Source organism: Lawsonibacter hominis, assembly GCF_014287895.1.
GTDB lineage: Bacteria > Bacillota > Clostridia > Oscillospirales > Oscillospiraceae > Lawsonibacter_A > Lawsonibacter_A hominis.
Genome location: NZ_JACOPP010000001.1, coordinates 282607 through 299667, shown reverse-complemented (window position 1 = coordinate 299667; position 17061 = coordinate 282607). Strand labels below are relative to the sequence as shown.

At 64.1% G+C, this 17061-nt stretch carries 18 protein-coding genes; 12 read left to right on the top strand and 6 right to left on the bottom strand.

From position 1 onward, the window contains the following. The first annotated feature begins 8 nt into the window (after window positions 1–8). The 9 genes from H8S57_RS01460 (at window position 9) to ftsZ (ending at window position 9532) form a co-directional block, all read left to right on the top strand. On the top strand, window positions 9–1448 hold the full coding sequence (locus H8S57_RS01460; protein WP_186906292.1) for a UDP-N-acetylmuramoyl-L-alanyl-D-glutamate--2,6-diaminopimelate ligase: 1440 nt from the start codon (window positions 9–11) through the stop codon (window positions 1446–1448). Between the two features lie 106 nt (window positions 1449–1554). Then, window positions 1555–2535: a phospho-N-acetylmuramoyl-pentapeptide-transferase gene (mraY, locus tag H8S57_RS01455; RefSeq protein WP_186906291.1), complete on the top strand. Its 981-nt coding sequence runs from the start codon at window positions 1555–1557 to the stop codon at window positions 2533–2535. 103 nt (window positions 2536–2638) lie between these two features. Continuing rightward, complete coding sequence (ftsW, locus tag H8S57_RS01450) at window positions 2639–3799, top strand: putative lipid II flippase FtsW (RefSeq protein ID WP_186906359.1); 1161 nt, start codon at window positions 2639–2641, stop codon at window positions 3797–3799. A 34-nt stretch (window positions 3800–3833) separates the two neighbouring features. Next, a complete protein-coding gene (murG, locus tag H8S57_RS01445; protein ID WP_186906290.1) occupies window positions 3834–4967 on the top strand; it encodes an undecaprenyldiphospho-muramoylpentapeptide beta-N-acetylglucosaminyltransferase in 1134 nt (377 codons plus the stop codon). Between the two features lie 66 nt (window positions 4968–5033). After that, window positions 5034–6281: a UDP-N-acetylglucosamine 1-carboxyvinyltransferase gene (gene murA, locus H8S57_RS01440; protein WP_186906289.1), complete on the top strand. Its 1248-nt coding sequence runs from the start codon at window positions 5034–5036 to the stop codon at window positions 6279–6281. An 87-nt stretch (window positions 6282–6368) separates the two neighbouring features. After that, entirely contained in the window at window positions 6369–7238 is an 870-nt protein-coding gene (locus H8S57_RS01435; RefSeq protein WP_186906288.1) for a cell division protein FtsQ/DivIB, read from the top strand. Beyond that, window positions 7235–7975: a DUF881 domain-containing protein gene (locus tag H8S57_RS01430; protein WP_186906287.1), complete on the top strand. Its 741-nt coding sequence runs from the start codon at window positions 7235–7237 to the stop codon at window positions 7973–7975. Before H8S57_RS01435 ends, H8S57_RS01430 begins: the two co-directional genes overlap by 4 nt. A 1-nt stretch (window position 7976) precedes the next feature. Then, on the top strand, window positions 7977–8363 hold the full coding sequence (locus H8S57_RS01425; RefSeq protein ID WP_186906286.1) for a small basic family protein: 387 nt from the start codon (window positions 7977–7979) through the stop codon (window positions 8361–8363). Window positions 8364–8416: 53 nt separating this feature from the next. Then, window positions 8417–9532: a cell division protein FtsZ gene (gene ftsZ / locus H8S57_RS01420; protein ID WP_186906285.1), complete on the top strand. Its 1116-nt coding sequence runs from the start codon at window positions 8417–8419 to the stop codon at window positions 9530–9532. 55 nt (window positions 9533–9587) lie between these two features. Here ftsZ and H8S57_RS01415 read toward each other — a convergent pair whose 3' ends face one another. The 5 genes from H8S57_RS01415 to H8S57_RS01395 form a co-directional block, all read right to left on the bottom strand. Then, window positions 9588–10289, bottom strand: coding sequence for a zinc ribbon domain-containing protein (locus tag H8S57_RS01415; protein ID WP_186906284.1), 702 nt, complete (start codon window positions 10287–10289; stop codon window positions 9588–9590). Between the two features lie 16 nt (window positions 10290–10305). Then, a complete protein-coding gene (locus H8S57_RS01410) occupies window positions 10306–10713 on the bottom strand; it encodes a zinc-ribbon domain-containing protein (RefSeq protein WP_186906283.1) in 408 nt (135 codons plus the stop codon). A gap of 74 nt (window positions 10714–10787) precedes the next feature. Further along, window positions 10788–12071, bottom strand: a complete 1284-nt coding sequence (locus H8S57_RS01405; RefSeq protein WP_186906282.1) for a fibro-slime domain-containing protein — start codon at window positions 12069–12071, stop codon at window positions 10788–10790. Window positions 12072–12084: 13 nt separating this feature from the next. Then, window positions 12085–12390 carry a zinc-ribbon domain-containing protein gene (locus H8S57_RS01400; protein WP_186906281.1) on the bottom strand — a complete coding sequence of 102 codons (306 nt, stop codon included), beginning with the start codon at window positions 12388–12390 and terminating at the stop codon, window positions 12085–12087. Further along, entirely contained in the window at window positions 12377–12526 is a 150-nt protein-coding gene (locus H8S57_RS01395) for a hypothetical protein (protein WP_186906280.1), read from the bottom strand. The genes H8S57_RS01400 and H8S57_RS01395 overlap by 14 nt, the downstream gene beginning before the upstream one ends. 209 nt (window positions 12527–12735) lie before the next feature. Between H8S57_RS01395 and H8S57_RS01390 the strand changes: the two genes are divergently transcribed. From H8S57_RS01390 to H8S57_RS01380, 3 genes are read left to right on the top strand one after another with little or no spacing between them, the layout of a single operon-like run. Next, window positions 12736–14121, top strand: a complete 1386-nt coding sequence (locus H8S57_RS01390) for an extracellular solute-binding protein (RefSeq protein WP_186906279.1) — start codon at window positions 12736–12738, stop codon at window positions 14119–14121. A gap of 28 nt (window positions 14122–14149) precedes the next feature. Further along, window positions 14150–15796, top strand: a complete 1647-nt coding sequence (locus H8S57_RS01385) for a helix-turn-helix transcriptional regulator (RefSeq protein ID WP_186906278.1) — start codon at window positions 14150–14152, stop codon at window positions 15794–15796. Then, complete coding sequence (locus tag H8S57_RS01380; protein WP_186906277.1) at window positions 15768–16130, top strand: helix-turn-helix transcriptional regulator; 363 nt, start codon at window positions 15768–15770, stop codon at window positions 16128–16130. The genes H8S57_RS01385 and H8S57_RS01380 overlap by 29 nt, the downstream gene beginning before the upstream one ends. Window positions 16131–16281: 151 nt before the next feature. On the opposite strand, the gene H8S57_RS01375 is transcribed toward H8S57_RS01380, so the two are convergent. Beyond that, a complete protein-coding gene (locus tag H8S57_RS01375; protein ID WP_186906276.1) occupies window positions 16282–17061 on the bottom strand; it encodes an SDR family NAD(P)-dependent oxidoreductase in 780 nt (259 codons plus the stop codon).

The following is a 17061-nucleotide window of genomic DNA, read 5'->3' as shown; positions in this document are numbered from 1 at the left end:
GTGAGCGTATGCAGCTTGAAAAGCTATTGGACGGTGTGGAATATACGGAAAAGACCGTCCGGGAAGTGGAAATTTCAGGAATTTGCTACGACACCAGAGAACTGATGCCCGGCTGTCTGTTTGCGGCGCTGCCGGGCTACAAGACCGACGGACACAGATTTATTTCCCAGGCGCTGGCGCTGGGGGCCTCCGCGGTGCTCTGCGAGCATGCGCCGGAAGAAGCGGGACCATGGATCGTGGTCCCGGATGCGCGGGCGGCGTTGGCGGCGGTCTCCGCCAACTGGTTCGGCCGCCCGGCCGATCGCCTGACGGCGCTGGCCGTCACCGGGACCAACGGCAAGACGACCACCACCTATCTGCTCAAGGCGATGCTGGAGGGCGTGCTGGGGGCCAAGGTGGGGCTCATCGGCACCAACCAGAACATGATCGGCGGGGCGGTCCTGCCTGCCCACCGCACCACCCCGGAATCCTGGGAGGTGCAGAAGCTGCTGCGGGAGATGGCGGACGCCGGATGCACCCACGTGGTCATGGAGGCGTCCTCCCATGCCATGGTGCTCCACCGGGTGGACGGGATCCGGTTTGCAGCCGGCATCTTTACCAATCTGACCCGGGATCATCTGGACTTTCACGGCACGATGGAGGCCTACCGGGACGCCAAGGGGCGGCTCTTCCGCCAGACGGACACAGCGGTGCTGAATCTGGACGACGAGGCCGGACGCTATTTCGCCTCCACGGTGGCCTGTCCCAAGCTGACCTACTCCGAGAACAAGGATGACGCCGATCTGACCGCCAAGAATCTGAGGCTCTTTCCCGACCGGGTGGAATTCGAGGCGGTGGCGGTGGGGAGCATCCAGCGTATCCGCCTGCCCATACCCGGCGGCTTTACCATTTATAACGCCCTGGGCGTCATTGCCTGCGGCCTGGCCCTGGGTCTGCCGCTGGCGGGCGTCGCCGCCGCCCTGGAGCGGGCGGATGGGGTCAAGGGGCGCATCGAAGTGGTGCCGGTTCCCGCTGAGTTTACCGTCATCATTGACTACGCTCACACACCGGACGCACTGGAAAATATCCTGACCACGGTCCGTGATTTTACCCGGGAGCGGGTCATCTGCCTGTTCGGCTGCGGCGGCGACCGGGACCGCACCAAACGGCCCATGATGGGGGCGATCGCCGCCGCGCTCTCCGATTTCGTGGTGGTCACCTCCGACAATCCCCGGACCGAGGAGCCGGAGGCGATCATCGACGACATCCTGGAGGGCATGCAGGAGGGCGGCGCGCCCTACGCCGTAGAGCCGGACCGCCGGGCCGCCATTCGCTACGCGCTGCGTCTGGCCCGGCCGGGGGATACGGTGGTGCTGGCCGGAAAGGGGCACGAGACCTATCAGGAGATCGACGGCGTGCAGCGGCATCTGGACGAGCGGGAGGAAGTTGCCTCGTTCTATCGGGGATAACGCCGCATTTTTGTTACTATTTCGAGTGGAAACGGCTTGCGTGTTGTGGTACAATGCTCCATTGTGAAAAAAGAGTCCGAACGGTACTTTGGAGGGTGCAAAAGATATGTTGAGGATCGTCATCAGCTTTGTGGTGGCCTTTGTGGTGGCCGCCCTGACGGGGAAAGCGCTGATCCCGGCGCTGCGGAGGATGAAGGCGGGCCAGTCCATCAAGGACATCGGGCCCACCTGGCACAGGTCCAAACAGGGGACCCCCACCATGGGAGGGCTGATGTTCATCATCGGCGTCGCCGCGGCGGTCTTTCTGCTGGGGTGGAAGGATTTTGCCCAAGGCCGCTTCGGCGGGGCCTTTGTGTTCCTGTTCGCCCTGGTGTTCGGCGTCATCGGCTATATCGACGACTACTTTAAGGTGAAAAAGCATGAGAACACCGGCCTGACCGCCCCCCAGAAGTTCCTGCTCCAGCTGGCGGCGGCCATATTGTTTACCGTGCTCATGCGCAACCACGGCTACCTGTCCAATGCGCTCTACGTCCCCTTTTTCCACGTGACCTTTTTGATCCCCTGGCCGCTGTACATGGTGTTTGCGGCGTTTGTGATGGTGGGGACGGTAAACGCGGTGAATATCACCGACGGAATCGACGGTTTGGCCGCCGGGGTGACCATGCCTGTGGCGCTGTTCTTCACGGCGGCGGCTTGCTTCTGGGCCCGGTATGAACTGGGCGTCTTTGCCGCCGCCCTGTTTGGAGGGCTGTGCGCCTTCCTGATCTATAATTTTTATCCGGCCAAGGTCTTTATGGGGGACACCGGCTCTCTGTTTCTGGGGGGAGCGGTGTGCGGGCTGGCGTTCGCCCTGGATATCCCCCTGATCCTGATCACGGTGGGCGTCATCTACATTGCGGAGACCCTGTCCGATATCCTGCAGGTGGGATATTTCAAGCTCTCCCACGGCAAGCGGATCTTCCGCATGGCTCCGCTGCACCATCACCTGGAGATGGGCGGATGGAGCGAGGTAAAGCTGTTCTGCGTCTTCACAGGGATCACCGCCGTGACCTGCGTGCTGTCCTTCTGGGGCGTCATGAACCGCTGAAAACGCGCCGTATCGGAAGGACCGCCTTGAGGCGGAAGGAGGTGGAGCAATGCCAAAGCTGAAACGAGACCTGACGATGGAGGAGCAGCTGGCCCGGGGACCCATGGACCTGCCGTTCCTGATGCTGGTGGTCCTGCTGACCGGCATCGGCGTCATCATGGTCTTTTCCGCCTCCTACGCCACCGCCTATTACGATTCCAGCGTAGCCCAAAATAACCCCACCTATTATTTCGTGCGCCAGGGGCTGTTTGCCGTGGCGGGGCTGGCGGTCCTGTATGTGACCTCCAAGATCAATTACCAGACCTTCCGCTGGATGTCCGTCTTTCTTCTGGTCATCTCCGTGGTCCTGCTGGTGCTGGTTTTGCCCTTCGGCTACGGGCGAAGCACCGTGGGCGCGCAGCGTTGGATCCGCATCCCGGTGGCGGGCAGCTTCCAGCCTTCGGAGATCGCAAAGCTGGGCGTCATCATGTACTTTGCCGCCCGCCTGTCCAAACGGAATACGGAAAAGGAGCGGCGGCTCTCCCCCCGGCATCCCCTCAGCGGCGTGTTTGCCCTCCTGGACAAGATCGGCCTGCTGGAGCTGGTGCCCTACATCCTGATTTTGGTGGTGGTGGCGGCCCTCATGCTGGCGGAGCCCCATATGTCGGGCACCATCCTCATCCTGGCCGGCGGCGCGGCGGTGCTCTTTGCCGCGGGCGTCAAGCTCTACTGGTTCATCGCCGGGGGCGGCCTGGCGGTGGTGGGGCTGTGGTTCATCATTACAAACACCAGCTACATGGCCAGCCGCATCGAGCTGTGGCAGGACCCCTGGAGCGACCCGCTGGGCAAGGGATATCAGACCATCCAATCCCTCTACGCCATCGGTTCCGGCGGGCTGCTGGGCCTGGGCCTGGGCAAGAGCCGCCAGAAATTCCTCTACATCCCCGAGCCGGAAAACGACTACATCTTTGCCATCGTCTGCGAGGAACTGGGTCTCGTGGGGGCCTGCATTGTGCTCTTCCTGTTCGCGCTGCTCATCCTTCGGGGGTTCTGGATCGCCGTCCACGCCCGGGACCGGTTCGGCGCCCTGCTGGTGGTGGGCATCACGACCCTGACGGCGGTACAGGTCTTCCTGAACATTGCCGTGGTCACCAATCTGATCCCCGTGACCGGCATCTCCCTGCCCTTTTTCAGCTACGGGGGTACGGCGCTGATGATCCAACTGCTGGAGATGGGCATCGTCTTAAGCGTTTCACGCCAGATCCCGGCCCCCAAACAGGGCTAGGGATCTGGGACATATGACCGTTGGAGGGAATGGTATGAAGATCCTCTTTACCTGCGGCGGGACGGCCGGACACGTGAATCCCGCGGTGGCGCTGGCGCAGATGTTCCAGGCCCGCAACCCCGGCTGCAGGGTGCTTTTCGTGGGCGCGGACGGGGGCATGGAGACGCGCCTGGTGCCCAAGGAGGGCTATGAGATCGAGACGGTGACCATCACCAATTTCCGCCGCTCCCTTCATCCGGCCGCCATCGTCCACAATGGGAAGACCCTGCTGAACATGAACCGCTCCAAGCGCCAGGCCGACGCCATCCTGGACCGCTTTCAGCCCGACCTGGTGGTGGGCACCGGCGGCTATGCCTCCTTCCCAGTGGTAAAGGCCGCGGCGAAGCGGGGCATCCCCACCGCCGTTCACGAGTCCAACGCCGTCCCCGGCCTGACCACCAAAGCCCTGTCCAAGGTAGTGGATCAAGTGATGGTGGGCTTTGAGGAGAGCCGGAGCCACTATGACGACCCGGACAAGGTAACGGTCACCGGCACGCCGGTGCGGGAAGACTTTTTCCGCTATACACGGAAGCAGGCCCGGCAGCAGCTGGGCTTGACCGACCAAGCTCCTCTGGTGCTCTCGGTTTGGGGCAGTCTGGGCGCGGAGGTGATGAACCGCCAGATGGCGGAGTGCATCGCCCGGGAATGCGCCGGCGGCGCGCCCTTCCACCACATCCACGGCGCGGGCCGCAATTACTCGGACCTGCTGGCGGATCTGAAGGCCCGGGGGATCGACCGGAAGCGATATCCGCAGATCGATGTGCGGGAGTACATCTATGATATGCCGCTGGTCATGGCGGCGGCCGACCTGGTGCTCTGCCGGGCGGGCGCCTCCACCATCGCGGAGATCACGGCCATTGCCCGGCCGGCGGTGCTGGTGCCCTCCCCCAACGTGGTGGCCGACCACCAGACGAAAAACGCCAGGGTGCTGGAGCGCGCCGGCGGCGCGGTGCTCCTGCCGGAGAGCGCCTGCTCCGGCGCGGCGCTCTACGGGCAGATCCGCACCCTTCTGGACGCCCCCGGGCGCCGGGAGAGGATGAGCCGGTCCCTGCGGGATATGGCCGTACCCGACGCGGCGGAGCGGATCTATGAGACCTTACGCGCACTGATGGAGAAAACGGGGGAATGAACCCCACTTCTGTCCTGCGCATAGTATGGCTTGATGAAAACCCAAACTGTGCGGAGGATGGAACCTATGAGTGCTTATCTGGTGGAGGGCGGACGCCCCCTGGACGGCTCCGTGAGGATACATGGGGCAAAAAACAGCGTGCTTCCCATCCTGGCGGCCTGCCTGCTGGTGCCGGGGGAGTGCGTGGTGCGCAACTGCCCGGACCTGTCGGACGTGACCGCATCCCTGGACATCCTGCGCCATCTGGGCTGCGCGGTCCGGCGGGAGGGGGATGCGGTGATCGTAGACGCCTCGGCCCCTACGGGCTGGGACGTGCCTGACGACCTGATGCGGGAAATGCGCTCCTCCGTGATCTTCCTGGGAGCCGTTCTGGGCCGTATGGGCCAGGCCGATCTGTGCGCCCCCGGCGGGTGCGAGCTGGGGCCGCGGCCCATCGATCTGCATCTGGCGGCCATGCGGTCCCTGGGGGCCGTGATCGCCGAGGCGGGCGGCGGCCTCCACTGTACCGGGGGACTGCGGGGGGCGGATATCGTCTTCTCCCTGCCCAGCGTGGGGGCCACGGAAAACGCCATGCTGGCGGCGGTGGCGGCCGAAGGGGATACCACCATCACCAACGCCGCCCGGGAGCCTGAGATCGTGGACCTGCAGCAGTTTCTCTGCGCCATGGGCGCCGACGTGCACGGCGCGGGCAGCTCGGTCATCACCATACGGGGCGGAAAGCGCCTGCACGGCGGCGCATACGCCGTCATGGGCGACCGGATCGTGGCCGCCACCTACTTGGCCGCGGCTGCCTCCGCCGGGGGCACGGTGGAGGTGACGGGGGTGGACTGGCGGCACCTGTCCACCGTGACCGCCGTGCTGGCCGAGGCGGGCTGTACCCTGACCAGCACGCCGGAGCGTATCCTGCTGCGGTGTCAGGCCCCCCTGCGGGGGGTGCGGCCGGTGCGCACGGCCCCCTATCCCGGCTTTCCCACCGACGCGCAGGCGCCTCTGATGGCGGCTTTGTGCAAGGGCACGGGCTGCAGCGTGTTTGTGGAGAATATTTTCGAAAGCCGCTACCGCCACGTGGATGAGCTCTGCCGCATGGGGGCGGAGATCCAGGTGGAGGGACGGGTGGCGGTGGTCTACGGCGTACCCCGCCTCCACGCCGCACAAGTACGCTCCACCGATCTGCGGGGCGGCGCCGCCCTGGTCGTGGCCGCGCTGGGCGCGGAGGGAGAGAGCATCGTCACCGGGATCCACCACGTGGAACGGGGCTATCAGGACCTGCCCGGCGACCTGCGCCTGCTGGGCGCCTCGGTCCGCAGGACTTGACCGATTTGTAAGGAATCCTTAACGATTTCTTGACCTTCCTATGATATACTGACACACAAAAGAGAAACAGAACAGGAGACCGGGAGCATGGCGGCGAGACGGAACAGGCATGGACGGCGGCGGAACAGGGGACGCTTCGGCTTCCTCTATAAGCTGCTGTCCGCCCTGCTCATCTTCGCCGCTCTTTTGGTGGGCTGCGTGGTGTTTTTCCGGGTCAATACGGTAGTGGTCTCCGGCAACAGCCGGTATGCCGAGGCGGAGGTGATCCAGTCCTCCGGGGTGGAACAGGGGGATAACCTGTTCGCCCTGAACAAATACCAGATTTCCCGGCAGATCTATACGCAGCTGCCCTATGTGGACGAGGTGTCCATCCATCGCAAGCTGCCCGATACCCTGCTCATCCAGGTGACCGAGAGCTACCCGGTGGCGGCGCTCTGCGCCGGCGGCGAGTATTGGCTGCTGGACGCGCGGTGCAAGCTGCTGGAGCGGGGCGACGCTTCCCTGGCCCAGGGGAAGGCGGAGGTGCTGGGCCTGACGCCATTGGCGCCCGCGGTGGGCACGCCCCTGGCGGTGGATCAGTCCCAACAGGACAAGCTGGCCAGCCTCAAGAGCCTGCTCTCCGCCATCCAGGCCCGGGGCATGACGGGCAGCGTCACCGCGTTCATCGACCTGCGTTCCGACAACGAGATCCGCTTCGGTTACGGAGCGGATCTGACGGTGGTCATGCCCATGAACGACGATTTTACCGACCGTACCTACGCCCTGAAGCGGGCGCTGGAGACCATGGACGAGCGGGGCGTGGCCCGCACCGGTACGCTGGATCTGACCTATGGGGAGGGGGAGGCCCGCCTGCTGCCCGAGCGGTGGCTCCCCGCTTCCGAAACGGCTGCGGAAACGCCGGAGCCATCCTCCACGCCGGAGACAGGCCTGGATACGCAAGGAGATACGCCAACATGAAGAAGCTGAAAAACAAGGGCGAGCTGGCTGTGGTGGTAGTATGCGCGGTGGTGGGCTTCCTGCTGGCCGCCCAGCTGCGCTCGGTAAAACTCAATTCCGCCGCCGACGCTACCAACGCCAGCCGTCTGGAGACCCTGCAAAACCTCTATAACGAGGCCCTGGACAAGCAGGACGGTCTGGAACAACAGCTGGCCCAGGCCCAGCATGAACTGGGCGTTTACCGGGAGGAGGCCGCCGCCGGCGGCGGCAGCGCGGCGCTGGTCCACGAGCTGGAGCAGCTGTCCATCACCGCGGGGCTCACCGACCTGGAGGGGCCGGGGGTGGCGGTGGTCCTGGAGGATTCCTCCTCCGCCAACGTCACCGGGGACGAGGCCGACTACCTCATCCATGACAGCGACCTGCTGTCGGTCATCAACGAGCTGCGCTCCGCCGGGGCGGAGGCCATTTCCCTCAACGGGGAGCGTATCCTGGCCACCAGCGAGATCCGCTGTACCGGCGCGGTGGTGACGGTCAACGGCAGGCGCTACGCCGCGCCCTATGTCATCATGGCCATCGGGGATGCAAACACCCTTTACAATGCACTGACCATGCGCAACGGCGTTGTGGACATCCTGAGCCAGTGGGGGATCACCGTGAAGGTGACCGCCGGCGAGTTGCTGCTGATCCCCAAGTATAACGGAACCGTCGAATATCAATACGCCCGGACCGCGCAGGAGCCGGAGGAGAGGGGGGAATGACATGCCCGAGCTGATCGGACTGCTGGTGGGGCTGGTGGCCGGGGTGCTGTTTCCCTGGGCCATCCCCAGCCAATATTCCCTGTACGTGGCCGCCGGACTGCTGGCGGCGCTGGATTCCGCCCTGGGCGGCTTCCGCGCCCGCATTAAAGGCGAATTCAAGCTGGACGTGTTTTTGTCCGGCACGGTGGGCAACACGGCCATCGCCGCCTTCCTGACCTGGCTGGGCCAGAAATTGGGAATTCCCCTGTACCTGGCGGCAGTGGTGGTGTTCGGCACCCGTATGTTCCAAAACTTTGCGGAAATACGCCGGGAACTATTGACCTCCAGGCAAAAGAGAGATAAAATAGGACAAGATATAGTTTTGGAGCCGGAGGACGGCACAAAATAGGTCGTTTTTTGCAGAGAGAGACAACGAATTCGTTTTACATAGGAGGAGCAGTTATGGCGTTTGGACTGGACACCGGTCCCGACAATGTGGTCACGATCAAGGTGATCGGTGTCGGCGGCGGCGGCAACAACGTAGTCAACCGGATGGTGAAATCCGGCACCAAGGGCGTGGACTTCATCGCTGTGAACACGGACAAGCAGGCGCTTGCCGTTTCCAGCGCGACCTTTAAGATCCAGATCGGAGAAAAGCTCACCGGCGGCCAGGGTGCGGGCAGCGATCCGGAGGTGGGCCGCAAGTCCGCCGAGGAAAGCCGCTCCGCCGTCTCCAAGGCTCTGGAGGACGCGGATATGGTGTTTATCACCGCCGGTATGGGCGGCGGCACCGGCACCGGCGCGGCTCCCATCGTGGCGGACATCGCCAAGGAGATGGGTATCCTTACCGTGGGCGTGGTGACCAAGCCCTTCAACTTTGAGGGCCGCCGCCGCATGCTCCAGGCCGAGAAGGGTATTGAAGATCTGCGTACCCGGGTGGACAGTTTGGTCATCATCCCCAACGAGCGGCTGAAGTTTGCTACCGACCAGAAGATCACCTTTGCCAACGCCTTTGAGATTGCCGACGACGTGCTCCGCCAAGCGGTGCAGTCGATCTCCGACCTGATCAAGAACACCGGCTTTATCAATCTGGACTTTGCCGACGTGACCGCCGTGATGCAGAACGCGGGTATGGCCCACATGGGCGTGGGCCGGGCCGCCGGAAAGAACAAGGCGGAGGAGGCCGCCAAGATGGCCATCTCCAGCCCCCTGCTGGAGACCTCCATCAACGGCGCCAAGGGTGTGCTGGTCAATGTCACCGGCTCCATGGATATCGGCCTGGAGGAGGTGGAGACCGCCGCCAACCTGGTGCAGCAGGCCGCCCACCCCGACGCGCTCATCATCTTCGGCGCCGCCTTTGACGAGACGCTGGAGGACGAGATCCGGGTCACCGTCATCGCGACCGGCTTTGAAGAGGCAGCCGGTTCCATGCCGGACGCCCCTTTTACCGCCGCCCGGGACAAAAAGACGGAGGGCGCCGGAGAAAAGCGGGCCGAGGGCGCGCCTGTCAAGCCCCCTGAGCCGCTGGACGAGGATCCCTTCGACGATATCTTCAAGATTTTCAATCGCAACAAATAGAGAGACAAGCTCAGCGGCCCGTCCAAAAGGACGGGCCGCTGTTCGGTATTCGGGATCAGCCAGCCTGAGTCCCGCAGGAGGGACAAAAGCGTACCCTGGCGGGGAGCATTTCCCCACAGCTGGCACAGCAGCGTGGGACAGCGGTGTTCAGGCGTTCTCCGCAGTTGGGGCAAAATTTGGCGTCGGCGTCCGCGGATTCTCCGCACGCGGGGCAGCGGGAGGACTCCGCAGGGCCCGGCTCCGGCAGTTTGGCGCCGCACCCGGCGCAGAACTTGGTGCCCACATCATTTTGCAGTCCGCAGGCGGGGCAGCGCGCGCGTTCGGCTGCCGTCTGCTCAGGCAGGAGCGCCCCGCAGGAAGGACAGAAGGTCTTGTCCGCTCCGGCGGGTTCTCCGCAGGCGGGGCAGAGCTTCCAGTTTTTGGCCGCCTCATTGGCGGCGCTCTGGACCGCCCCCTGCAGGTTGGCGAACAGACTGCCCAGGGAACTGCCCGGCGGGGCTGCGGGGGCGGACGTCTCCCGCCCGGCGGCAGGCGGGTCCTGGACCTGCTGCGCCCGGGCTGCAGCCAGGTCCAGCTCCTGGACCGTCTGGTTGATGCTCTGGGCGGCTTGATTCGCCGCCGGAGCCACCGTCTGCCGGGCCACCTGGTTGGCAGCGGGGGCGACGGCTTGCTCCACGGCGTTTCCAAGGGCCTGGCCGATGCCGCGGCCGATCCCGCGGCTGATGCCGCGCTGGATCTCGCGTCCCAAAAAACTCATGACGTGACGCTCCTTTCTAACGCAGCTTTGCTCCGCAGGAGCCGCAGAAGCGGGTGCCAGGGGCGTTGACGGCGCCGCAGCTCGTACAGGCCGGGCCGGCGGCGGAGCGTGGGGGAGCCGCCACAGCGGAAGAGGCCGCTCGGGCCGCGTCGTTCTCCGCGCGGATGCGGTCGATCTCCGCCTGTGCCTTTTCGGCGGCGGCATAGTGGGCGGCGGCGGCCTGACAGAATTCCAGCGCCTCAGGGGATACTTGCTCCCCGGCGGCGAATTTGGCATAGTAAAACTCGCCTACCTTTTGCAGCTGTGCCGCGGCGGCGGCCGTTTCGCTGCCGATTTTGCTGTTGAGCTTACCGGTCTCGATAGCGTCGGTGGTCTTGTCCCCAATGTTTTTGGCAAGATCGCCCAGTTTGTCGAAGAATGCCATATTAGGTTCCCCTCCTGTTCAGAATTGAAGTGCCTGCCGCCGGGCGTCCGCCTCTGGCGGTCCCAGCCAATGCGTTACCCCAGCTGCTCCACCATGCGCACCGCGATGAGCAGCGCCTGCTCCCGTGTGGCCTGGGCGTAGCCCACCGCCGCCTCGGCGCTGGTGACGGCCCGCGGCATGAATTTGCCGGAGCTTCCCTGGAGGATGCCGTGGGCCGCCATAAAATAGACCGAGTCATAGGCCCAGCTCGAGATCTGCGCGTCGTCGGAGAAGCGCTCCGGCATGGAATAGGCCGGCGCTTCGCTGCCGGAGAAGACGCGGTATACCCGGGTCAGCATGGCGGCCGCCTGTTCCCGGTTGAGCAGCACGCGGGGGGAGAAGGTGGTGCCGTCCCCGGTACCGGTGGTGATGCCCAGCTGGTAGGCTTTCAGCACTTCCGGATCGCTGCAGTCGCTGAAGGGGCTGACGGCGGGGAGGCTGGCGGCCTCGCCGGAGAGGGCCTCGTAGGTCTTTACCGCCACGGCGGCAAATTCCGCCCGGGTGATGGGAGCGGTCAGATCCGCGCCCCGCAGCACGTCGGGGATGAGGCCCAGCGCGTCGGCCTGCGCCAGCTCCGCCAGCGCCCACTGGGAGGCGTCCAGGTTCAGAAATTCGAAGTTGGTCCGCAGGTAGAGGTTGGAGCCGGTCTGGTGGCGCTCCATGTAAAACATATCGAAGTCCACCACATCGCCGGGCCGGATGCCCAGCGTTCCCGCCAGTTCGTCCAGCGCGATCTCGGCGCTCTCGGCGCTGTGGACGCCGCCCAGGTCGATCACCAGCTGGTCGTTAAAGAACACCCACACATCATCGTCGCCATGGAACGTAAAGCGCGCGCCGGAGACATATTTGAAGCGGGTGTGGATCTCTACGGAGAAGTGATAGTTGTGTTCGTTGCCCTGGTTGCCGAAGAGCGCGCCGTCAATGGGGAAAAACCCGTCGGATGGAGCGCCGTCGGCGGTCAGGGAGGAGTCGATGACCCAATAGCCTTCCCCGTCCGGCTTCATGGTAAGGGTTTTGGGGGTGGACTGGTTTACGCCGGGGGTATCGTTGAAAAACGCGTTGAGGGCGCTTTGGGTGACGCTTTCGCCGTAGAGCGACTGCCACAGAGACAGCTCGTACACAGGCTTTTTGTCCGCGCCCAGGGTCGTCTGGACCAGACCGGAGCTGGAGTCGATCGTCCCTTCAAAAAGTACGCCGTCCTCGTTGAAGTCGCGTACCGTGACGTTCAGGGCGACCGGCTCGGACGCCAGCGCCGTACAGGGCAGCAGGGAAAGGAAGAGCGCAAGTGCCGGCAGCAGAGAGATCATTCGCTTTTTCATGAGGGTGCTCCTTTCACAGATCCGCTTGAGTGGGGTCAGCCGTGCGGTTTGGGCCGCTGTGGTGCTGCGGTTCAAATTGAGGTGCGCCGCATACAGTACAAAATTGACTGCCTGGGAGGACGGGACGGCCGCAGTGGCGGCAGATACGCGGGGCGCAGCGCACACACAGGCCCCGGTTCTCGTTGAAGTGGGCGTCGCACACCCAGGCGCCGCAGCGGGAGCAGCGGTTGAAGCGCAGACGGGCTTCCGCCGGAGACAGGTCCGGACAGCTCCAGCCGCAGATGGAGCAGGCGCGCGGGGGGGCGCTAGTAGCCGTCATCCTCCGCCTCCTTCCGCCGGGCCGCCTCCAGCCCGGCCACAAAATCCCGCAGCCGGCGCAGCTCCTCCGGGTCCAGCTGCCGGATCGCCCGGGTGAGCTCCTCCAGCCGTTCGCGCCGCACACGGTCCGGTTCCATTCGTTTCACCTCCTGAAGTTCGGTAAAAAAACGGTAAAACATTTGACTTAGTTAGATGTAGATAGTACAATAGGACCGACACGAAGAGCGGAGTGTCCGGGATCCCTGTATTTGATTGTACAGGATGGGAGACGGTTTGTAATCATCCCTAGGGTGATTTTGCCGCCCGGCGGGACGATTTTCCGGGTGATTTTTAGGGGAGGTCGGGTATGAAGCGAATTTGGGCGATCTTCTGTGCGGCGCTGCTGGCCGCAGGACTCTCCGGCTGCACAGCGGAGACGGGGCTGAACCCCAGGCATCCTGTGACGTTGACCCTGTGGCACAATTTTGGCGGTCAGATGCAGGCCACGATGGACACCCTGGTAGACGAATTCAACGGTACCATGGGGAAGGAGAAGGGCATCATTCTCAGCGTCACCTCCATCTCCGGCTCATCGGCGGTGCAGGAGAAGCTGACCATGATCGCCGACGGAGACCCGGGTGCGCCCGAGATGCCCGATATCGCCACCTGCTATCCCGCCACCGCCGCCCTGCTTCAGGAGCGGGAGCTGCTGGCGCCGCTGGACGGGCAATTCACCCAGTCGGAGCTGGACGCCTACCTGCCCCGTTTTGTAGAGGAGGGACGACTGTCCGACGGACAGCTCTATGTCTTCCCCTTCGCCAAATCCACCGAGGTGCTCTTTGTCAATCAGACCCTGTTCGACCGCTTTTCCGAGGCTACGGGGATCGGTCTGGACAGCCTTTCCACTTTCGAGGGCATTGCGGCGGCCTCGACGGCCTATTACGACTGGACCGACGGCTTGACCCCGGACACGCCGGAGGACGGCAAGAGCTTTTATACCGCGGACTCCCTGTTCAACCTGGCGCAGGTCGGGATGGAACAGATGGGGGGATCCCTATTCGCGGGGGAGGCCCTGGCGCTGGACAGCGACTGCTACCGCCGGATATGGGAAGCGGTCTTTGAGCCTGCGGTGAGGGGCGGCTATGCCATCTATGACGGCTATTCCTCCGACCTGTCCAAGACCGGGGAGATCGTCTGCTCCACCGGCTCCACCGCGGGCATTCTCTTTTACGGGGAAGAGATCACCTATCCCGACAATACCACCGAGCAGGTGGAGTATACCGTGCTGCCGTTCCCCACGTTTCAGGGCGGGGAGAAGATCGCCATACAGCGGGGCAACGGCCTGGTGGTAGCCCGCTCCACCCCAGAGAAGGAACAGGCGGCGGCCGTTTTCCTGAAGTGGTTCACCGCGCCGGAGCAGAACATGCGCTTCGTAGCCTCCACCGGCTATCTTCCGGTGACCCGCTCCGCCTTTGAAGAGCGCATGGAACAGGAGATCGCCGCCAACGAGAACGTGAACATCCAGAAGCTGCTGCGTGCCGCCATGACGGTATACGAGGCGTACCGGTTTTACGTGCCCCCGGTATTCGACGCCTTCAACGCCGTCAGCAGCGCTTATGCGGAGAAGCTCCAGACCGCGGCGTCCGAGGCGCGGCAGGAGTACCTGTCCCTGCTGGAAGGCGGAGCGGCAGAGGAGGAGGCTTACCGGCAGGCCGCGGCGGAGCGGCTGGAAGCCTTCCGCTCGGCCTGGTGAGGCAGACGTGAGAGAGGGGGAGCGCGGTATGCCCGGCAGTGGACTGCTGGAAACGGGAAGACTCTACCTCCGGGCGTTCCGCAACGCGGGACGGGACGGCATTTCCATGCGCATGCGCCTGTTCGGGCTGTTGATGCTCTTCTGCGCCGCCATCGTCACAGGGGTACTGATCCTGCTGATGGGAACCGGGGCGTTCCACGCGGGGGAGCAGCAGGTCCGGCAGACGCTGGAGCAGGAGCTGTCCTACCGTGCCCAGGCGGCCTACCAGGAATTTGGGGATATCTCCGTGCGGGGGGTGGACCTGGCGGAGACCCTGAGCCAGACCCTGGAACGGCGGCTGGCGGCCCAGAAGGTGCCACCCGCGGCGCTGGCGGAGGAGCCGGAGCTGCTGAACGCCCTGTTGGAGGAGACGCTGCCCCACCTGACCGGCGCCCTGGAAAAGACCCGGGCCAGCGGCGTCTTTCTGGTACTGGACGCCACGGTGAATCCCGACCTGCCGGATGCGCAGCAGTCGCGGGCGGGGCTCTATCTCAAAAATATGGAGCCCAATATCGTCAGCAACACCGCGGCCAATCTGCGCTATATGATCGGTCCCATGTCCATCGCGCGGGAAAACGGCATGTACATCCTGCCTCAATGGCGGATGGAGTGCGACGTGAGCGGAGCGGACTGGTATCAAACGACCCTTGAGATGGCGCGGAGCCGGCCGGAACGGCCGGTCTCCCGGCTGTATCGCTGGAACCGCAGCGTCATCTTACCCGGCAGCAGCGAGTCCGTCATGCTCTGCACGCTCCCGCTGACGGCTTCCGACGGTACGGTGATGGGGGTGTGCGGATTTGAAGTGAGCCAAATGCTCTTCAAGCTGTCTTACGCCCCGGACAACAGCCGGTTTGAATACCTTTTCTGCATGCTTTCCCCGGTGGAGGAGGGACGCCTGTCCGCGGAAGGGGCGCTGTATGCCGGCAGCTATGCGGTCTACCCCGGGGATATGACGGAGCAGCCCCTGGAGATAAAGCTGGACACGGGCGGGATTCATACCTACCACCAGCCGGGTGCCGGGACCTACGCAGGGCTGCACCGGGCGGTGGAGCTCTATCCCAAGGACTCGGTCTATGCCGGAGAGCAGTGGATGCTCACGCTGATGATGCCGGGGGAAGCCCTGGCCGCCCGGCTTACGGACCAAAACCGGGTGCTGGTACTGGGACTGCTGGCGCTGCTGGTGTGCAGCTGCGTGGGAGCGGCCGTGCTCAGCCGCCGGTACCTGCGCCCAATGGCGGAGGCCTTCCGGCAGATCAAGGAGGGGGGCGGCCGCACCGCCCAGCGCACCAGGATTCCGGAGATCGACGACCTGCTGGAATTTCTCGTCCGGCAGGACGAGACCGCCGTGCCCGCCTATGCCCCTCCGCCGGAACAGTCGGCCCTCTACCGCACCTTTGTGGAGAATATCCAGACCCTTTCCGCCGCCGAGCGGGCGGTCTTTGATCTGTATCTGCAAGGACACACGGCGCGGGAGATCGCGGCGATTCTGTGCTTGTCCATCAATACCATCAAGACCCATAACCGCCGCATCTACATGAAGCTCAACGTGACCAGCCGAAAAGAGCTTCTGGTATACATCCAGATGATGGAGGAGGCGAAGCAGGCCCATGCTGGAAGGAAAGATGCTACCGGATAACGAGTACTGGACGCTGGCGCACCGTATCCGGTGGCTGCTGGACACCTGCGGCCTCAAGCAGGCGGAGTTTGCCCGCAGTTTGGGGATCAGCGCCAATTATGTTTACCTGCTGACCAGCGGACGAAAGGAGACCATCTCGGAGCCGCTGGCGCTTTTGATCGAGCATGTGTATGGATGCCCGGCGGAATGGGTGCGAACCGGGCGCCGTCCCGATCCGCCGGCCGCCGACGCGGCGCTCCAGGCCGATACCATCCGGCGGATCGGGCGGCTGAGCGAACGGGAGCTCCAGGCGGTGGCGGATTTCCTCTGTACCATTGAGGCGGAGCGCCTGTAGCCAAAACCGGCCGTGCCGCGTGGTTTCACGCGGCACGGCCGGTTTTGGGTTGTAAGGAGCGCGTTGGCGTGACGCGCGGAGAAGCATGGAAACAGGGCCCGCTGCTTTGCAGCGGGCCCTGTTTCCGGTTCTCAGAGACACCGGCGGACAATCAGCCCATGGCGGTCAGGCCGCCGTCGGGGTAGAGGATCTGCCCGCTCATGAAATCAGAGGCGGCAGAGGCCAGAAATACGGCGGGTCCGGCGCAGTCTTCCGGTTCGCCGATGCGCTTGAGCGGCATATTGGCCGCCTTGGCTGCCCGCTCCTGCGGGTCGGCGGGAAGGACGCCGACCATCATGGGGGTATAGGTGATCGTGGGGCCGATGGCGTTGACGCAGACCTCGGGCCCAAGCTCCTTGGCCAGCATACGTGTCATCATATCCACCGCGCCCTTGGTGGCACCGTAGCCGGTGTTGCCGCCGCCGCAGGCACGGACGCCCCGGACGGAGGAGAGATTGATGATCTTGCCGCTGCCGTTTTGCTTCATATGAGCGCCGAAATGCTTGCAGGTGAGCATCAAGCTTCGGACATTGACGCTGAACATCTGGTCCCACACGTCCATGGGAAACTCCGTGGCGGGAAATTTCTGATTGAAGCCCTGGGCGTTGACCAGGATATCCACCTCGCCGAATTCAGCCAGGGCGGCGTTCAGCAGGGCGATTACGCTGTCTTCGTCTCCCGCATCCACGGTGTAGTAGCACACCTGCTTGCCGCTGCTCTCCAAAATCTCCTGCTGGGCGCGTTTCAGACTTTCTTCCCTGCGGCTGGCAATGGCCACGCGGGCTCCATAGACGGCCAGACCCTGGGCAATGGCCTGGCCGATGCCGCCCGCGCCGCCAACCACCACGGCGTTTTTTCCAGTGAGATCAAAAAGATGCTCGGAAATATTCAT